19 protein-coding genes are annotated in these 15,830 nt (G+C 41.9%); 15 read left to right on the plus strand and 4 right to left on the minus strand.

Annotated elements, in window-relative coordinates:
• Both MV676_RS01915 and MV676_RS01920 read left to right on the plus strand, forming a co-directional pair.
• Positions 1–1,109 (plus strand): DUF6175 family protein (locus MV676_RS01915; protein ID WP_297444776.1); only part of this gene is annotated, 1,109 nt, incomplete at its 5' end.
• A gap of 111 nt (positions 1,110–1,220) precedes the next feature.
• Positions 1,221–1,514 (plus strand): NifB/NifX family molybdenum-iron cluster-binding protein, encoded by a 294-nt coding sequence (locus tag MV676_RS01920; protein ID WP_297444778.1) that lies wholly within the window; start codon positions 1,221–1,223, stop codon positions 1,512–1,514.
• Here the strand turns inward: MV676_RS01920 and MV676_RS01925 are convergent.
• The 3 genes from MV676_RS01925 to MV676_RS01935 are packed head-to-tail and all read right to left on the minus strand — an operon-like array spanning position 1,497 to position 3,581.
• Positions 1,497–2,369, minus strand: coding sequence for an ATP-binding protein (locus MV676_RS01925; RefSeq protein ID WP_297444780.1), 873 nt, complete (start codon positions 2,367–2,369; stop codon positions 1,497–1,499). The genes MV676_RS01920 and MV676_RS01925 overlap by 18 nt on opposite strands.
• The gene (locus tag MV676_RS01930) at positions 2,360–3,211 is read right to left on the minus strand and encodes an ATP-binding protein (protein ID WP_297444782.1); all 852 of its coding nucleotides are present in this window, start codon (positions 3,209–3,211) and stop codon (positions 2,360–2,362) included. Before MV676_RS01930 ends, MV676_RS01925 begins: the two co-directional genes overlap by 10 nt.
• Before the next feature lie 58 nt (positions 3,212–3,269).
• Positions 3,270–3,581: a NifB/NifX family molybdenum-iron cluster-binding protein gene (locus MV676_RS01935; RefSeq protein WP_022847449.1), complete on the minus strand. Its 312-nt coding sequence runs from the start codon at positions 3,579–3,581 to the stop codon at positions 3,270–3,272.
• 186 nt (positions 3,582–3,767) lie between these two features.
• Here MV676_RS01935 and MV676_RS01940 point away from each other — a divergent pair, with 186 nt between their 5' ends.
• From MV676_RS01940 to MV676_RS02000, 13 genes are read left to right on the plus strand one after another with little or no spacing between them, the layout of a single operon-like run.
• The gene (locus tag MV676_RS01940) at positions 3,768–4,151 is read left to right on the plus strand and encodes an NADH-quinone oxidoreductase subunit A (RefSeq protein ID WP_297444785.1); all 384 of its coding nucleotides are present in this window, start codon (positions 3,768–3,770) and stop codon (positions 4,149–4,151) included.
• 5 nt (positions 4,152–4,156) lie between these two features.
• Positions 4,157–4,660, plus strand: a complete 504-nt coding sequence (gene nuoB / locus MV676_RS01945; protein ID WP_196799802.1) for an NADH-quinone oxidoreductase subunit NuoB — start codon at positions 4,157–4,159, stop codon at positions 4,658–4,660.
• A complete protein-coding gene (locus MV676_RS01950; RefSeq protein ID WP_022847452.1) occupies positions 4,660–5,157 on the plus strand; it encodes an NADH-quinone oxidoreductase subunit C in 498 nt (165 codons plus the stop codon). Before nuoB ends, MV676_RS01950 begins: the two co-directional genes overlap by 1 nt.
• Complete coding sequence (locus tag MV676_RS01955) at positions 5,157–6,302, plus strand: NADH-quinone oxidoreductase subunit D (protein WP_297444788.1); 1,146 nt, start codon at positions 5,157–5,159, stop codon at positions 6,300–6,302. Before MV676_RS01950 ends, MV676_RS01955 begins: the two co-directional genes overlap by 1 nt.
• Positions 6,299–7,273: an NADH-quinone oxidoreductase subunit NuoH gene (gene nuoH / locus MV676_RS01960; protein WP_297444790.1), complete on the plus strand. Its 975-nt coding sequence runs from the start codon at positions 6,299–6,301 to the stop codon at positions 7,271–7,273. The genes MV676_RS01955 and nuoH overlap by 4 nt, the downstream gene beginning before the upstream one ends.
• 16 nt (positions 7,274–7,289) lie before the next feature.
• On the plus strand, positions 7,290–7,790 hold the full coding sequence (locus MV676_RS01965; RefSeq protein ID WP_022847455.1) for a 4Fe-4S binding protein: 501 nt from the start codon (positions 7,290–7,292) through the stop codon (positions 7,788–7,790).
• A complete protein-coding gene (locus MV676_RS01970) occupies positions 7,787–8,290 on the plus strand; it encodes an NADH-quinone oxidoreductase subunit J (RefSeq protein ID WP_297444793.1) in 504 nt (167 codons plus the stop codon). Before MV676_RS01965 ends, MV676_RS01970 begins: the two co-directional genes overlap by 4 nt.
• A gap of 17 nt (positions 8,291–8,307) precedes the next feature.
• Positions 8,308–8,601 (plus strand): NADH-quinone oxidoreductase subunit NuoK, encoded by a 294-nt coding sequence (gene nuoK / locus MV676_RS01975; protein WP_343214950.1) that lies wholly within the window; start codon positions 8,308–8,310, stop codon positions 8,599–8,601.
• A 3-nt stretch (positions 8,602–8,604) separates the two neighbouring features.
• Positions 8,605–10,086 (plus strand): monovalent cation/H+ antiporter subunit D family protein, encoded by a 1,482-nt coding sequence (locus MV676_RS01980; RefSeq protein WP_297444797.1) that lies wholly within the window; start codon positions 8,605–8,607, stop codon positions 10,084–10,086.
• A 3-nt stretch (positions 10,087–10,089) separates the two neighbouring features.
• Positions 10,090–10,341 (plus strand): hypothetical protein, encoded by a 252-nt coding sequence (locus MV676_RS01985; protein WP_297444799.1) that lies wholly within the window; start codon positions 10,090–10,092, stop codon positions 10,339–10,341.
• Positions 10,331–12,112 (plus strand): Na(+)/H(+) antiporter subunit D, encoded by a 1,782-nt coding sequence (locus tag MV676_RS01990; protein ID WP_297444800.1) that lies wholly within the window; start codon positions 10,331–10,333, stop codon positions 12,110–12,112. Before MV676_RS01985 ends, MV676_RS01990 begins: the two co-directional genes overlap by 11 nt.
• 15 nt (positions 12,113–12,127) lie before the next feature.
• Entirely contained in the window at positions 12,128–13,624 is a 1,497-nt protein-coding gene (locus tag MV676_RS01995; protein ID WP_297444802.1) for an NADH-quinone oxidoreductase subunit M, read from the plus strand.
• Positions 13,621–15,018 carry an NADH-quinone oxidoreductase subunit N gene (locus tag MV676_RS02000; RefSeq protein WP_022847462.1) on the plus strand — a complete coding sequence of 466 codons (1,398 nt, stop codon included), beginning with the start codon at positions 13,621–13,623 and terminating at the stop codon, positions 15,016–15,018. The genes MV676_RS01995 and MV676_RS02000 overlap by 4 nt, the downstream gene beginning before the upstream one ends.
• A gap of 16 nt (positions 15,019–15,034) precedes the next feature.
• Here the strand turns inward: MV676_RS02000 and surE are convergent, their stop codons facing one another.
• Positions 15,035–15,784 carry a 5'/3'-nucleotidase SurE gene (gene surE / locus MV676_RS02005; RefSeq protein WP_343214951.1) on the minus strand — a complete coding sequence of 250 codons (750 nt, stop codon included), beginning with the start codon at positions 15,782–15,784 and terminating at the stop codon, positions 15,035–15,037.
• Between the last annotated feature and the right edge of the window lie 46 nt (positions 15,785–15,830).

Genomic DNA, 15,830 nt, shown 5'->3' on the forward strand with positions numbered 1-15,830 from the left:
AAGCACAATTTGTTGAGTCTTCAAGTACTGCAGAATACATCATCTTAGCCACGGGAAAAGGCTGCACGGTAGATCAGGCAAGAAACGACGCCAGAAAAGCAGCCATATGGTTTGTTCTCTTTGGTGGTGATAGGCCACTACTGCAGACATCAAAAGAGAGAAGAAAGGCAAAAGCTATACTGGGAGAAATTTTAAGAAATCCTCAGAATTATATAAGATGGGAAAGCGAACCAAAGTCAAAAAGGAAAGAAGGTCCTTACATCGTAATGTCTTTCCTGTTCAAAGTAGATGTGGAAGCCCTAAAGCAAAAGCTCCTTGACGAAGGCGTATTAGAGGCAACCGAAGAAATATCTGAAGAAGTTGGACTACCGTTCATTGCCGTCCTTCCAGCATCAAATGATGAGTTTTCAAAATTCGCGGTAACGGTAATTGAAGAATACCTTCAGGACAGAGATTACGAAGTTTACGTGCCGGAAGGAAACGAAAAGATTGACAAGATAATTAAAACTGTTGCAGCCCTTGAAGGAAAAACTGATCCGTACTACATGGAAGCGATGCAGGCTGGAAGTGACATTTTCGTAAAAGTGAAAACATCCGTGTGGAAAGTAAACAAATACGGGAGAACATTCCTTAAAGCATCAGCAGAGGCGAAAGCCTACGAAACAGCTACAGGAAAGCTCCTTGGTGCTTCAACAGGATTTTCACCAGAAAGAAATGTAACATCGCCTGAAGCAGTTGTTCAGGAAGCGACAAACGACCTTGCAGACAAAATTACACTCCAGATAAGAAAGGCGTGGATCAAAGAAACAAGAAAAGGAAAACCTTTCAAAGTCGTAGTTTTCTCCTCAGAGGATCAATTTAGAGACGTTGACAGAAGCCTTTACAGACTGTTTAGAAAACTTTCAAGGAGACCCATTAAACGTTTAGCTTCAGGAAAATCGGCAACAACCTACGTTGTGTATGTAAAAGACATACCAAACGCTTATGAACTCTTTATGAAACTTGAAGACATGTATTCTGGACCTGGAAAATTGGAAAAAGTTCTTGATACAGGTTCTCTCCTCATCATCAAAGCCGGTTCTGGTGATACAGATATAGAAATTGAATAATCCTCTGCCCCCGGCCGGGGGCAGTTTCAATCCTCAAATTTCCTATTAGTTGCCCTGCCTAAAAAAGTTAGTATATTTAAACTAACAAAAGTAAAATATCTGGAGGAAAAGATGAAAATAGCCGTTCCTGTAACTGAAGATAGAAGAGAAGCAGAAGTTACAGAATTTGGAAGAGCACCGTTTTTTGCGATCATAGAGGAAAACAATGTTAAGTTTGTTAAAAATCCGGGTAGTGAAGCTTCAAGCGGTGCTGGTGTAAAGGCCTCCCAATTTATAATTAATGGCGGTGTTGAGAAAGTTATCCTTAAAAAGCCTGCCGGTCCTCACGCTTCATCGGCATTGGAACAGGCAGGCATTGAAGTCGAAGTAAGAGAGGGACTGAGAACGTTAAATGAAGTTCTTTAAGTTTTCATAAACCTTTTTTACAGCTAATGAAAACGGAGACTCGGGGAAAATCTCTACTGCAGGTTTTCCCCCTAACATTGCATTTACGACATTCTTATCGTACGGTACATATCCGATAATTTCAGCATCTACCTCTTTAAGAAATTCTTCCACTACCGGAACAAAACCAGGATGAACGTCAAATTTGTTTATCACCCCTACCCTTTTTAAACCAAAATGATCAAGCACCTTTATCAATCTTTTAGCATCGGAAAGGGAAACTTCCGTAGGTTCAACAACCACAACAACGATATCACTTCCGTTAACACTCGCTACAACTGAACAACCTATACCAGCTGTAGCATCAACCACGATCAAATCCTTATCAAAAGACTCTGCCAATTTCTTTGCCTTAAATACGAGCTTACCTGAATTGGGGCGTCCAGGAAACAGCTGAGCAGAAACGAGATCAAAACCGTAAACGGTCTTACCCCACTTAACAACGCCGGGCACCGTCTCTTTAAAAAAGATCACAAAGTCGTGGGGACAGACGATAGAACAAACATTACAACCTTCACACAAGTCCTCATTCACGCGATAAACCTTTCCGTCCCTCTCTATACACTCGTAGGGACAGTGCCTTGCACATAAACCGCAACCGTTACACCTATTGTCATCTATGACGGCAATTCTTTCACCAGAAAGAGGCTCTTCCCCTTCCCAATCTTTAACATTTAAAAGTATATCAAGGTTCGGAGTATCTGCATCAGCATCAACAGCAACCAAGTCAATGTCTTTACCAAGTAAATAGAGAAGAGAAGCCGTTATAGACGACTTGCCAACGCCTCCCTTACCACTTGAAACAGTTATCTGCATGCTTCCTCCAAAATTCTATCCTTCAGCTCTTTAAAAACCTCCGCTTCCGGCAGATCAGTTTTAACAATGGGCCTGTTCTCAAAGTAACTTTTCATAACATTTTCACTGTAAGGGATTCTTCCAATTAGTTTTACCCCGTATCTATCACATAAACTCTCAACGACAGACTCATCACCGGTACCGCTTCTATTAATAACAACAACCGTCCTTCTCTCCAGCCGTTTCGTCACTTCAAGAATTTTTTCTAAATCCCTTACCCCAAAAGGCGTTGGTTCTGTAACAGCAACAACAACATCAACACCTTCAAGAGCTTTAAAAATACTGTTGCCAGCCCCAGCAGCCGTGTCAAATATTAGCTTCTCATACTTACCAACAGCGTAACGCCTCGTCTCAAGCAAAACCCTGTAGGTCTTTTCTTCTCCTTCAAGAAGTTCCCCTGTAATTAGGGGAAAGCCGTAAGGTGTCAAATTTTCATAGATTCTTCCGACAAACTTTCCACCCTCTTTTATTGCCTCCTCAGAAGGACAGATAAGTTTACAGCCTCTACAACCACCACAAAGTTCAGGTATAAGAATAGGTTTACCATCCCTTCCACTTATTATTGCACTGTCGTGACACGCATCAAGGCACCTTCCACAGGCAAAACAGGCATCGTGGTTAAAAACCGGCTGAAACAGATTCACATCCTTAACCTTGACAAGTTCCGTTGAAAGAAGAATGTGGTCATCCGGCGCTTCAACATCAAGGTCAGCAAGTGCAAAATCCTCAAGAAGAACCGCTATATTCGTAGAAACGGTAGATTTACCGGTTCCGCCTTTTCCGCCGGAAAACGCTATTATCATTAAGGAAACCTCCACCAAACTTTATTAGTATTTACAAACCGGACGGTAAAAAAAATTTTTACGCTGTAATCCGGGCAACAACATCTCTAAGCGTTCCTGAAGCACCTGTAACTGCTTCTATACCAAACTGTTTAAAGAAAAGCTTCGCCTTTTCTCCCATTCTGCTGGCAATTATCATGTTAACGTTCTTTTCCGCAAGCATCCTTGGAATCTGGCCTGCAGCATGCTCAATAGCAGGATTCGGGAAAATGGAAAGGTTAATATCTTCTCCTTCAACATCTATGATCGCGAAATAGGGGGCATGGCCAAAGTGCTCACAAATAGTTGAATCCAAACCGTTATCCTCGTTAACAGGGACAGCTATACGCATCCTTAACCTCCAAAAATTTTATTTGTCTTTACGTATTAATTAATACTATAACTTCTGAACGTCAACAACAAGGAAAAAAAAGGACTATGCCTCTTCTATATAGTAAAAAAGAGATATTGACTTCATGTAAAAATTTTGTAAAAATAGCTTCCGGCACGCTAATATTTAGCAAAGGGAGAAAAGGCAATGGTTTTTTCCTGGCTTCACCTTGCAGTTATACTCTTCATGGTTGGTGGATTGGCATTTGGTGCTGGCCCCTTAATGGCATCAACACTCTTATCCCACAAGATTAAAGATGAACTTTTATATACAACTTACGAATGTGGTATGGTACCTCATGGTAATGCCTGGGGAAAGTTTGGCATCAACTACTACTTCTACGCCCTTATCTTTTTAGCCTTTGATGTGGACGTTCTTTATCTGTTTCCGATTGCTGTTTTCTACCCAGAAGCACCGGGAATTGTTCCGTTTATAGATGTTCTAATATTTGTAGGAGTGCTTGGAGCCGCGGTTATATACTTCCTTAAAAAAGGAGTTTTTACATGGCCGAAAAAGATAAACATACAATAGAACCAATGATAAAACCGGAAGTTGTTCCACCGGTCGTTCAGTTTGCAGTAGCTGAAAAGTTTATTGAAATGTGCCGTTCTCTATCAATATGGCCGATGGCTTTTGGTCTTGCCTGTTGTTCCCTTGAGATGATGGCTGCGGGAATGTGTAGATTTGACCTTGCAAGATTTGGTTCTGAGGTTTTTAGACCTTCACCAAGGCAGGCTGACCTTATGATAGTCCCTGGAACCATTTCCAAGAAAATGGCACCTGCTATCGTTAGATTGTACGAGCAAATGCCTCATCCAAAGTGGGTTATAGCGTTTGGAAGCTGTGCTATATCAGGTGGACCTTTCGTTTTCAAAGGTCAGTACGGCATAATAGAAGGTATAGACAAACTTATTCCCGTTGATGTATATGTTCCGGGATGCCCACCAAGGCCTGAAGCACTCTTTGAAGCAATCTTTAAACTCCAGGAACTCATAAGTGGCAAACGCTGGTGGCCAGAACCTCCAAAGGAGGATAAATAATGGAAAAACTCCTTGAGGGAATTGATATAAAAATCATTGAAGACGATAGACTAAAGGGAAGCAAAAAACAAATTCTCATAGAACCGCAAAACATAAGAGAGGTCACACAGCGGTTCAGAGAGAACGGTTACTTTCTTGAAGACGTAATGGCAATGGAATTTAAAGAGTGTTTCCACCTTCTCTACAGATTTAACCATTTTGAAAATCCTGGAACAGTAACAGTAAGAACATCCATAGATAAAGAACCGGGTGAAATAGAATCTATTTCCGATATATATCCCGGTGCTCTGTGGCATGAAAGAGAGGTGTACGAATTTTTCGGCATAAACTTCAAAGGACACCCGGATCTAAAGCCACTGCTTCTCCCTGCTGAAGATTTTGAAGGAAAGCCTCTCAGAAAAGACGAGAAGAGTGCAAAATCGATTAAAGATATTTTCCCGATGTTCTTTGAAAAATCAGAGCAGGAAGAATCTGAAAGTAAAGAGGAGCAATCCTGATGGAATTCTGGAAAGAAGACTTTTACTCAAGAAAGTTTGCTGAGAAAAAGAGAGACGATACGATAATCGTTAACATGGGACCTCAGCACCCGGCAACACACGGTGTGTTGAGAGTTTTAGTGGAACTTTATGGTGAATATATCGTACGCAGCGAATGTGTTCTTGGATACCTGCACAGAATGCAGGAAAAGATGGGAGAGGTAAAAACCTATCCTCAGTTTTATCCAAACACCGGAAGGCTCGATTATGCACATGCCTTGGCCTGGAACTGGGCATACGTGGGAGCCGTTGAAAGATTAGCCGGCATAGAAGTCCCGGAAAGAGCAGAATATATAAGAGTCATCACCACTGAGCTTAACAGAATAGCATCTCACCTGCTCTGGTGGGGCGTCTATCTCCTCGACCTTGGAGCATTCACACCCGTAATGTACGCTTTCGAGGACAGGGAAATTCTCCTTGACATTCTTCAGAGAGTCACCGGTTCAAGATTAACATACACTTACTTCCGCTTCGGTGGCGTATTTCAGGATATCGACTCAAAGTTCATAGAACAGACAAAAAACTTCTGCAAAAAAATGCGCTCAAGGCTGAACCTTTACAGAGACTTTGTAACGGAAAATATCATTTTCAGAAAAAGGGTTGAAGGCGTAGGTGTTTTCTCAAAAGACTTGATAACCAAGTACGGCGCAACAGGACCGGTAGCCAGAGGTTCAGGTATAAACTACGACGTTAGAAAAGCAGAACCTTATGGTGTTTACGACAGATTTGACTTTGAAATTCCAGTGGAAGAATCGGGCGACTGTCTTGCAAGATACATGGTTAGAATGAGAGAGATAGAGCAGAGTCTAAATATTATAGAACAGGCTATAGAAGGGCTTCCTGAAGGAGATTTCCGCAACAAAAAAGCACCTAAAATCCTCAAACCTCCTCCAGGAGAAGCTTATTTCTCCGTTGAAAGTGCAAGAGGAAAGGTAGGTATCTATGTTGTAAGCGACGGAGGGTTGAATCCCTATAGGGTAAAATTGCGTTCTCCAACTTATTCAAACTTGAGCCTGCTGAATGAGACATCTGAAGGAATGCTACTTGCAGACTATGTTGCAACACTTGGAAGTTTAGACCTTGTTATTCCGGAGATAGACAAATGAGTGGAATAATGGGAACACCGTTTCTAAAAATCGTTGCTGGGCTCGTTGTGGTCCTTATATTTATAGGACTAAACGCAATCCTGTTAGGTTACGGCGAAAGAAAAATATCCGGATTTATTCAGAGAAGACTGGGACCTTACGCCGTGGGACCTCACGGAATCTTTCAGATGATGGTCGATATGGTAAAACTCATGACAAAGCAGCTTGTAACGCCGAAGCAGGCTGACAAATACCTATACTGGGCTGCTCCTCTCATAGCCTTTATGGCGGTTCCGGTACTTTTCATAGCAATTCCCTTCAGCCCAACATTTACAGTTTTAGACGTTAACTTGGGAATCGTTTTAATACTTGCATTCGCGGGACTTAACGTTCTCGCCCTCTGTATAGGTGGCTGGGGTTCAAACAACAAGTGGTCTCTCCTTGGAGCCGCCCGTTCAGTTTCTCAATATATAGCATTCGAAGTACCTATACTTCTTGTGGCCCTGGCCATAGCTATGATGACAGGGACACTAAACCTTTCTGAAATAGTTAATCAGCAGGGAAATTTCCCCTGGCAGTGGAATATAGTGGTTCAGCCGTTAGCATTTGTAATCTTCTTTGTAGCATCACTCGCAGAGATGAACAGAGTACCTTTCGACCTTCCTGAAGGTGAAAGTGAACTAACGGCAGGTTACAACACAGAGTACGGCGGCATGGGTTTTGGACTTTTTGTGCTTGCAGAATATACCCACGTTGTAGTTGCATCTTCAGTAATGACCGCTCTTTTCCTTGGTGGATGGAAGGGCCCGTTCCTTCCGGGCATATGGTGGTTTCTTTTAAAAATGTACTTGCTCTGCTTTATCATAATATGGATAAGATGGGCATATCCAAGGGTTAGATTCGACCAACTACTCAACCTGAGCTGGAAGTATCTAATCCCGGCAGGCATACTAAATCTTCTTGCAACGGCATTTTTAGTAAAACTTTTCTAAAACTGGAGAGGAAAAAGTGGCTCTGGCACAGGATATAAAAGAGTTTTTAAAAGGAATTAAAAGCCTTTTTGTAGGTATGAAAATAACAGGTGAATACCTCATCAAGCCGAAAGTGACAGTAAACTATCCATGGGAAACTGTTGGAAAAGAAGGCCTCGAAGGTTTCAGGATGGTAATTCAGCTTGTTCCCGTTCCACCCAGCGGGAATAAGCACAAATGTGTTGCCTGCGGTATGTGTGCAAGGAGCTGCCCTTCAAATTGCATAAAACTTGATGTAAAGCAGACAGTTGAAGAGATTGAACTGCCAGACGGCAAAAAGAAAAAAAAGGTCAACAGAGAACTTCAGGGATTCTACGTTGACTTTTCTCTGTGCAGTCTGTGTGGATTGTGTGTTGAATCCTGTCCAACTAAAACACTCCAGTTTTCAAACTATCCGTATATCGTGGGAACAAGCAGGGACGATTTCGTTTACAACCTTCTTGAAGATTTCAAGAAAAGATACGGAGAGGAAAAATGACAGAACAACTTGCCGGATACACAGCTTTTGGAATTTACATATTTATAATCTTAGCCGGCGGTGCACTTGCCGTATTCAGCAAGAATCTCGTAAGGTCTCTCGTTGGTCTCATTGTAACACTGTTTGGCGTGGCAGGGATGTACCTTCTTATGGCAGCACCATTTATGGCATTAATGCAGATAATGATATACGTAGGTGCTGTAAGTGTCTTAATATTTTTCGCAATAATGCTTACAAGGACAGACTGTGAAGCAAAATTTGATATCAAAAGACTCTTAAAAAGTGCCGTTCCTGCAGGCATTGCCGCTGCAACAATGGTTTTGACAATTGCGAGGAGTAGAATAAACTTCACGCTCCCACAAGAAGTTAGCTTAAAAGTCATTGGAAAGGCTCTTTTAACAACATACATGCTTCCATTTGAGCTTATATCCATAGTTCTTTTTGTAGCTATGGCAGGTGCCGTGGCTCTCGGATTTGAGAGAAGGAGGGAAAAAGAATGATTCTCTCACCACTCACAATGTTCCAGCTTACAGGTGCTCTGCTCTTTTTCATAGGTGCCACATGTATGACATTTAAAAGAACATTTATAGGGATGTTAATCGGTGTTGAGATAATGCTGAACGGCGCAGGGTTATCTCTTGTTGCCTCTTCACAATTAACAACAGCTGACAGCGCTACAGGCCAGATAGGTGCACTACTCATAATGGGCCTTGCAGCTGCAGAAGCAACGCTCGTCCTCGCAATAGCTCTAATCGTCTATAGAAGGTTTAAAACTGTAGAATCTGAAAAAGTTGCAACTTTGAGAGGTTAAGGGATGAAAGAATTTGTCGTTAGTGCACAGATGGTGATTCCGTTAATCCTGACAGGTATAGCACCCCTACTTATAGTGTTTATGAGAAAAGATCCGAACAGAAGAGAAATGGTATCCTTTATCATTGCCATTTTAACTTTCCTATCGGTAATATCCCTTGTTCCTCCAGTGTTAAACCATAAGGTTCTCATATACAAGATTTCCGAATTAATACCGGGTATCTCTTTTAAGCTTGCCGTTGACGGAATGAGTCTCCTGTTTGCCATTGTATCCTCATTCCTCTGGATATTCGCTACAAGCTACAATATAGGTTACATGCGCTCCTTAAAAGAACACGCACAGACCCGCTTCTTTGCATTTTTTGCACTCGCCATATTTGGCGCTTTAGGTGTAGCATTCAGTGGCAACATTTTTACCATGTACTTTTTCTATGAAATAATCACTGTAGCTACTTTCCCCTTAGTTGGTCACGAACAGACAGAAACGGCTTTAGAAGGTGCAAAGAAATACCTTATCTACCTTATGGGTACCTCCAAACTCTTCTTGCTTCCGGCGATGATACTTACCTACGTTTATGCCGGAACACTTGATTTTAACCTCATGGACCTTGCCCACGGTATATTCCCCACAACCACACCTCACTGGATAATGGTATTAACATACGCACTTTACATAGCAGGTATCGCAAAAGCTGCCATTATGCCGCTACACAACTGGCTTCCATCCGCTATGGTTGCACCAACACCGGTATCTGCACTTCTACACGCGGTTGCCGTTGTTAAAGCCGGCGTTTTCTCAATCGCAAGAGTGGTTCTCTGCGTGATGGGAACAAATGCGATGCACAGACTACACCTTGACATACCGAGTGCCTACCTTGCATCATTTACAATTCTCGTTGCTTCAATAATAGCTCTAACAAAAGACGACCTAAAAGCAAGGATTGCATACTCTACAATAAGCCAGCTTTCATACATAGTTTTGGGTGTGGTTCTGCTGGCTCCCGCAGCAATACAGGGAGGACTTTTTCACATTGTTGCACATGCTTTTTCTAAAATTACCCTATTTTTTGCTGCCGGTGCCATATATGTAGCCGCACATCTTAAAAAGGTAAGTCAGCTTTCGGGCGTAGGCAGAAAGATGCCAATAACATTTGGTATGTTTGGCCTTGCAACTATAAGCATGATCGGCCTTCCGCCGGCAGTCGGTTTTGTAAGTAAGTGGTATTTGATAGAAGGTGCTTTAAACATCCATCAGGTCATTTTTATGGTTGTTCTGCTTATCAGTGCCCTCTTCAACGCTGCTTACTTTATACCAATCGTTTACAAAGGTTTCTTTGAAAAGCCTAAACCCGGAATTGAAATAGAACATATATCGGAAGCACCGTTAACAATGGTTATACCTTTAACAGTTACAGCCATTGCATCTTTGCTACTTGGTATTTACCCTTACTTCTTCCTCAACCTTATTCAGACGCTCTGGAGGTAAGAAATGGACATAGTTAAAGTTTTGGAAACCCTGAGGGATAACAGTCACAAACTGAAACTGCTCTGGTGGGCATTTTTAACCCTGACAGTTGTTCTAAATATCTTCATAAAGCCACACCATCCCCATTTCGAGTGGGAAAAGATTCCCGGAGCGTGGGGTATTTTTGGACTCGTATTTTCAATAACAATCATCTTAGTTATGAAGAAGGTTATTTATCCACTAATAAGCCGTCCAGAGGGGTATTATGAGTGCTAATTTCATACATCCTGCAATATTTTTCTTTCTGCTGGCAGTAATTGTACCTATCCTTGGAAAGGATAGACATCACATATGGAAGTGGTTTCTACCTATTCCCGGCGTACTTGCACTTATCATAAGTATGTCAATGAAGCCGGGAATTTATGAGCTTGGGCATTACCTTGGCTACACGCTAACTGCACGTGTTTCAACACTTTCACTTATATTCGCAAACATATTTGCCATTGAAGCCATAATTGCAATGGTATTCTCAATGCATGTAAAAAATCCATGGCACCACGTTGCCGCTGCAACGTACGTAGGCGGTGCTATCGCCTGTATCTTTTCTGCAGATTACCTAACACTTTACATATTCTGGGAACTGATAGCAGTCGCTTCTGCATTTCTCATCTGGCTAAATGAAGACCTTGACTGTGCGCCTGTTGTTGCGTTTAGATACTTACTCTTCCACATCGTTTCCGGTCTGTTCCTCCTCGCCGGGATAATGCTCAGATATAAATACGTTGGTAGCTTTGACTTTTCTACCATAGATATACACCACCTTGCCGCTTACGACTGGCTAATCCTTATAAGTTTTGCCATTAATGCGGCAATAGTTCCCCTACACGCATGGATTCACGACGCTTATCCGCGTTCAACAGTAACGGGTATTACCTTCATGAACGCTTACACCACAAAGACAGCCGTCTTTGCACTGGCAACGGTATTCCCCGGTATGTATCTGCTGGCCGTTGCAGGAACAGTTATGACTATATTCGGTGCCGCCATGGCACTTATTGAAAACAATGCAAGAAAGATTCTCACATACCATATTATCTCTCAGGTTGGCTATATGGTTGCCGGAATAGGAATAGGTAACTCTTTAGGATTTAACGGCGGTATTGCCCACGCCTACGCAGATATTCTATTTAAAGGTCTGCTATTTATGGGCGTAGGTGTAATCATAGAGGCTACAGGAAGGAGAAAACTTACAGAAATGGGCGGACTTGCCTACAAACTTCCGTGGGCAATGATCTTCTACATGGTGGGGGCCCTTTCTATTTCAGGTGCACCGCTGTTTGCCGCGTACGTTACAAAAACAATGGTCATAGCAGGTGCAGCTGAAGAGCATATGAAAATACTTGCCCTTGGACTTGAAGTTGCTGCTGTCGGTACTTTCCTTTCTGTTGGTCTTAAACTTCCATACTTTGCATTCTTCCACAAGAAGGAATTTGATGGTGAAGTTAAACCTGTTCCGAAAAACATGTATGTCGGCATGGCAATGGCGGCATTTATGTGCATCCTTGTAGGTTCATATCCTCATTACCTCTACCATATGCTTCCGATCCAGCCTGTCGAATACCATCCTTACACGGCTTTTCACGTTCTTTCCACACTACAGCTCCTTGGATTTACAGGTCTTGGATTCTACCTGCTGAGGAAAATTGTCAAACCTCACGACAAAATTATCCTTGACCTTCAATATCTCTACTACGACTTTGTTAAATGGCTCATGATGATATTTGCAGACTTTGTAGCTTCAATAGACAGTTTCTGGTCAACGCTCTACAAGAAACTTGGTGTTGCTTTTCTAATTACAGTTTCTCAATTTACATCCATATTTGACAGGGGCGTCATTGACGGTATTGTTGACGGAAGTGCAAAGGCCGTTGAAAAAAGTGGTGGCATTTTAGGCAACCTACAGACTGGAAACCTCAATGAGTACATTGAGTATGCTCTAAGCTTTGGATTTGCAATAATACTAATTCTTTACTTTATACTACATTAAAACGGAGTGGCACCAATGGTTCTAACTGCACTTATACTGTTTCCGATAGTTGCGGCGATAGTTATTCCCTTCTTAAAAGGGGAAAAGACAGTAAGGTTTTACACGCTGATAGTTGGACTGGTTGAGATAGGACTATCAATACCTCTTATAACAGGATTTAAAGCGGGTGCAGGATTTCAGTTTGTAGAGAAAGTAAAGTGGATTCCTTCTCTTGGGCTTAACTATTACGTAGGTGTTGATGGTATAAGTATTTTAATGATTCTGCTAACTGTGTTTCTTCTTCCCCTTACAGTTCTCTGTTCCTGGACCTACATAAAGAAACGTGTGAAAGAATTTCACGTAGCACTTTTGCTGACCGCAGCTGCATGTATCGGACTGTTCTCCGTCCTTAATCTGGTTCTCTTTTACATATTCTGGGAAGCAATGCTCATTCCGATGTTCCTTATCATTGCCGTTTGGGGTGGACCGCGAAAGAAATACGCTTCCATAAAGTTCTTCCTCTACACATTAGCTGGAAGTGTTCTTCTACTCGTTGCCATCATTGCATTCTACAAAAGTGCCGGAACCTTTTCCATTCCTGAACTTATGAAACACAAATTTGATTTAACTTTTCAGATATTTACGTTCCTTGCCATGGCTCTTGCCTTTGCTATAAAAGTTCCAATGTTCCCATTCCACACATGGCTACCTGCTGCCCACGTTGAAGCACCGACAGCAGGTAGTGTTATTCTTGCTTCTGTTCTCCTTAAAATGGGAACTTACGGATTCTTAAGACTCTGTTTACCCCTTGCACCAGAAGCAAGCGTCACACTTGCACCTCTTATGGTGGTTCTTTCTGTAATTTCAATCATTTACGGCGGCTTTGTAGCGTTAGGACAGACAGATATTAAAAAGCTTATCGCTTATTCTTCTGTAGCTCACATGGGATTTGTAACGTTAGGTATTTTCATGTTTAACTTAAGGGGTGTTGAAGGTGCACTTATGCAGATGCTTAACCACGGCATTACAACAGGTGCCCTCTTTATGCTGGTTGGTGCACTTTATGAAAGAAGCCACAGCAGAGAAATAGAAGATAACCTGGGGCTTTCAAAGTACATGCCCATTTACATGGGGTTTTTCCTCCTTTTCGCACTGTCTTCATTTGCGTTTCCCGGGACAAACAGTTTCGTTGGTGAAATGTTAGTTCTTATAGGAACCTTTGCGAAAGATGTACCTCTTGGACTCGCAGTTATTCCGGGTGCGCTCCTTGCGGCGGCTTACATGCTTAGACTCACTTTAAAGCTTGCATGGGGCGAACCTTCAAAAGCAAAAGAGTGGAAGGATCTAACTTTAAGGGAAATCGTAATGTTGCTACCCCTTGCATTCTTTGTAATTTATATAGGTGTTGCTCCGGGCATCTTCCTCAAAACGATAGACCCGTCTATTAAAACTCTCATCACTCACGTAGAGAAAAATTCTAACGGAAAACTTATAAATAAATATACCATTCCTTCTTACGGAGAGAGGCAATGAACGGAATAGTAATGCTTTTACCTGAGCTGTTTCAGCTTTTAATAGTTATAATTCTGTTTTTAGTTGCTCTTGGCAAAGAAAAAAGGAAATTTTCCTGGTTACCGTTCCTAACAGGAACATGTGTTGTCGTTACCGCTGTCTCACTTTTTAACTCCGGACTTATGTTCTACGGAACTTATAAAATAGATATGCTATCTCAATTTTTTAAACTACTGATAACAATTGGATTTTTTATAGTCTCTCTCCTCCATGTGAAAAGTATAGATGAAAACCGCAGAGCAGATTATTTTTTACTAATCTCTATAAGCGTTCTTGGACTCATGATGCTCTCTTCTTCTGTAGAACTTATAACTATATACATCTCTTTAGAAATCGCTTCATATGCTCTCTATGCTATAGTTCCCCTGAGAGCTGAAAGTAAAGAAGCAGCTGAAGCTGGCATAAAATATATTCTATTTAGTGCGGTTATGACCGCCGTTTCACTTTACGGTCTTTCCTTTATCTATGCTGATGCTCACACAACGATGCTTTCCCAGTTTAAAAATATTGGATGGACCTTAACGGCCCATCCGATGGCAACATTTGGAATAACACTATTCTTAGTTGGATTCCTGTTTAAATTGGCATTGTTCCCGTTCCACTTTTGGGCACCTGATGTTTATCAGGGAATGGCAAACGAAACTGCAGCCTATGCAACAACACTTCCAAAACTTGGAACAATAGTGGTGCTCATAAGACTTCTTGGGGCAGTTTACCCATCAGCAGCCGTCGCATCGGTTCTTGCGGTATTCGCTGCACTTTCAATGACAATAGGTAACATTACTGCTCTCGTTCAGGATGATGTTAAAAGAGTTCTTGGATACTCTTCTGTCGCCCATGCAGGTTACATGACAGTTGCTCTTCTCATTCAAACAAAAGAAGCACTGGCAAACGTTGCATTTTACGCAGCGGCCTACATGTTTATGAATCTTCTTGCCTTCTGGGTTATATGTAAACTCTCTGACGGCAAGAATCTTACCTTTAAGGATTTTTCAGGGCTCTATAAAAGAGCACCGATTCTTGCATTCGCCGTAACAATTGCTGCAATGGGACTGATAGGACTTCCACCTACAGGAGGATTCATAGGAAAGTTCTTCCTCCTTACAGGTGCATGGGGTAAGGGATTTGACTGGCTTATTATTGTAGCGGCTCTTAACACAGCAGTAGCAGCCTATTACTATCTGAAGTTTATCCGCTTCTCATACACAGAAGAGAGTGAAACAGAGGAAAAAGTAAATACATCACCGATTGACTCTACCGTAGCGGTCATACTGGCCGTAATTGTACTTGCAATAGGAATTATTCCATCACCAATTTATCAAATGGCGTTAAAGGCTACAGGCATACTAAGGTGAGGGAAATCCTCACCTTTTATTTTTCCCAATCGTAAGTTTCAAGAATTGAAAGTGCTTTATAATCCGTTAAATCAAGCTGTATAGGTGTTATTGAGACAAAACTGTTTTTTACGGCCCAGTAGTCTGTTCCTGGTTCCGCTTTCCAGTTCGGTTCTTCCCCTCCTATCCAGTAGTAACTCCTTCCCCAGGGATCTTTTCTCTCTTCTACCTTCTCACTGTAAGCTTTCTTGCCCTGTCTTGTCATTTTGATTCCCTTTATTTTTTCTAAAGGAAGGTTTGGAATGTTCACATTTAAACAACATCCCTCCGGAAGCCCTTTCTCCGCGACTTTAAGTGTAATCTTCCTTGCATATTCAGCCGCTGCAGCCCAGTGAAAATCGGTAAAAGCGGCAAGGGAAAAAGCAATAGAAGGAATACCTAAAAGTGCACCTTCCATAGCAACAGAAACGGTACCTGAATAGGTTATATCCTCACCAAGATTGGGCCCCCTGTTAATGCCACCAATAATCATATCGGGGCGTTCCCCGTTCATAACAGCATGTACACCTATGTAAACGCAACTTGTGGGTGTACCATCAACGGCGTACCACCTATCCGCCACTCTTTCACACCTTATCGGTCTGTGAAGCGTCAAAGCCCTGCCAACAGCACTTCTCTCTCTATCAGGTGCGACAACAACAACATTAGCAAATGTGGAAAGCGCGTCGTACAGGGCTTTCAAACCTTCAGAACGAATGCCGTCATCGTTTGAAAGTAGAATCTTCATCATAAAACCTCACTTTATTATAATTTCACAGAAATCATAAATATAT

The organism is Desulfurobacterium sp. (assembly GCF_027028515.1).
In the GTDB taxonomy this organism is placed as follows: domain Bacteria; phylum Aquificota; class Aquificia; order Desulfurobacteriales; family Desulfurobacteriaceae; genus Desulfurobacterium_A.

What these genes read in the sequence shown, in the direction of transcription:
- MV676_RS01920 (WP_297444778.1), top strand. Translation starts at nt 1,221, where the DNA reads ATGAAAATAGCCGTTCCTGTAACTGAAGATAGAAGAGAAGCAGAAGTT.
- MV676_RS01925 (WP_297444780.1), bottom strand. Translation starts at nt 2,369, where the DNA reads ATGCAGATAACTGTTTCAAGTGGTAAGGGAGGCGTTGGCAAGTCGTCT.
- MV676_RS01930 (WP_297444782.1), bottom strand. Translation starts at nt 3,211, where the DNA reads ATGATAATAGCGTTTTCCGGCGGAAAAGGCGGAACCGGTAAATCTACC.
- MV676_RS01935 (WP_022847449.1), bottom strand. Translation starts at nt 3,581, where the DNA reads ATGCGTATAGCTGTCCCTGTTAACGAGGATAACGGTTTGGATTCAACT.
- MV676_RS01940 (WP_297444785.1), top strand. Translation starts at nt 3,768, where the DNA reads ATGGTTTTTTCCTGGCTTCACCTTGCAGTTATACTCTTCATGGTTGGT.
- nuoB (WP_196799802.1), top strand. Translation starts at nt 4,157, where the DNA reads ATGATAAAACCGGAAGTTGTTCCACCGGTCGTTCAGTTTGCAGTAGCT.
- MV676_RS01950 (WP_022847452.1), top strand. Translation starts at nt 4,660, where the DNA reads ATGGAAAAACTCCTTGAGGGAATTGATATAAAAATCATTGAAGACGAT.
- MV676_RS01955 (WP_297444788.1), top strand. Translation starts at nt 5,157, where the DNA reads ATGGAATTCTGGAAAGAAGACTTTTACTCAAGAAAGTTTGCTGAGAAA.
- nuoH (WP_297444790.1), top strand. Translation starts at nt 6,299, where the DNA reads ATGAGTGGAATAATGGGAACACCGTTTCTAAAAATCGTTGCTGGGCTC.
- MV676_RS01970 (WP_297444793.1), top strand. Translation starts at nt 7,787, where the DNA reads ATGACAGAACAACTTGCCGGATACACAGCTTTTGGAATTTACATATTT.
- nuoK (WP_343214950.1), top strand. Translation starts at nt 8,308, where the DNA reads ATGTTCCAGCTTACAGGTGCTCTGCTCTTTTTCATAGGTGCCACATGT.
- MV676_RS01980 (WP_297444797.1), top strand. Translation starts at nt 8,605, where the DNA reads ATGAAAGAATTTGTCGTTAGTGCACAGATGGTGATTCCGTTAATCCTG.
- MV676_RS01985 (WP_297444799.1), top strand. Translation starts at nt 10,090, where the DNA reads ATGGACATAGTTAAAGTTTTGGAAACCCTGAGGGATAACAGTCACAAA.
- MV676_RS01990 (WP_297444800.1), top strand. Translation starts at nt 10,331, where the DNA reads ATGAGTGCTAATTTCATACATCCTGCAATATTTTTCTTTCTGCTGGCA.
- MV676_RS01995 (WP_297444802.1), top strand. Translation starts at nt 12,128, where the DNA reads ATGGTTCTAACTGCACTTATACTGTTTCCGATAGTTGCGGCGATAGTT.
- MV676_RS02000 (WP_022847462.1), top strand. Translation starts at nt 13,621, where the DNA reads ATGAACGGAATAGTAATGCTTTTACCTGAGCTGTTTCAGCTTTTAATA.
- surE (WP_343214951.1), bottom strand. Translation starts at nt 15,784, where the DNA reads ATGAAGATTCTACTTTCAAACGATGACGGCATTCGTTCTGAAGGTTTG.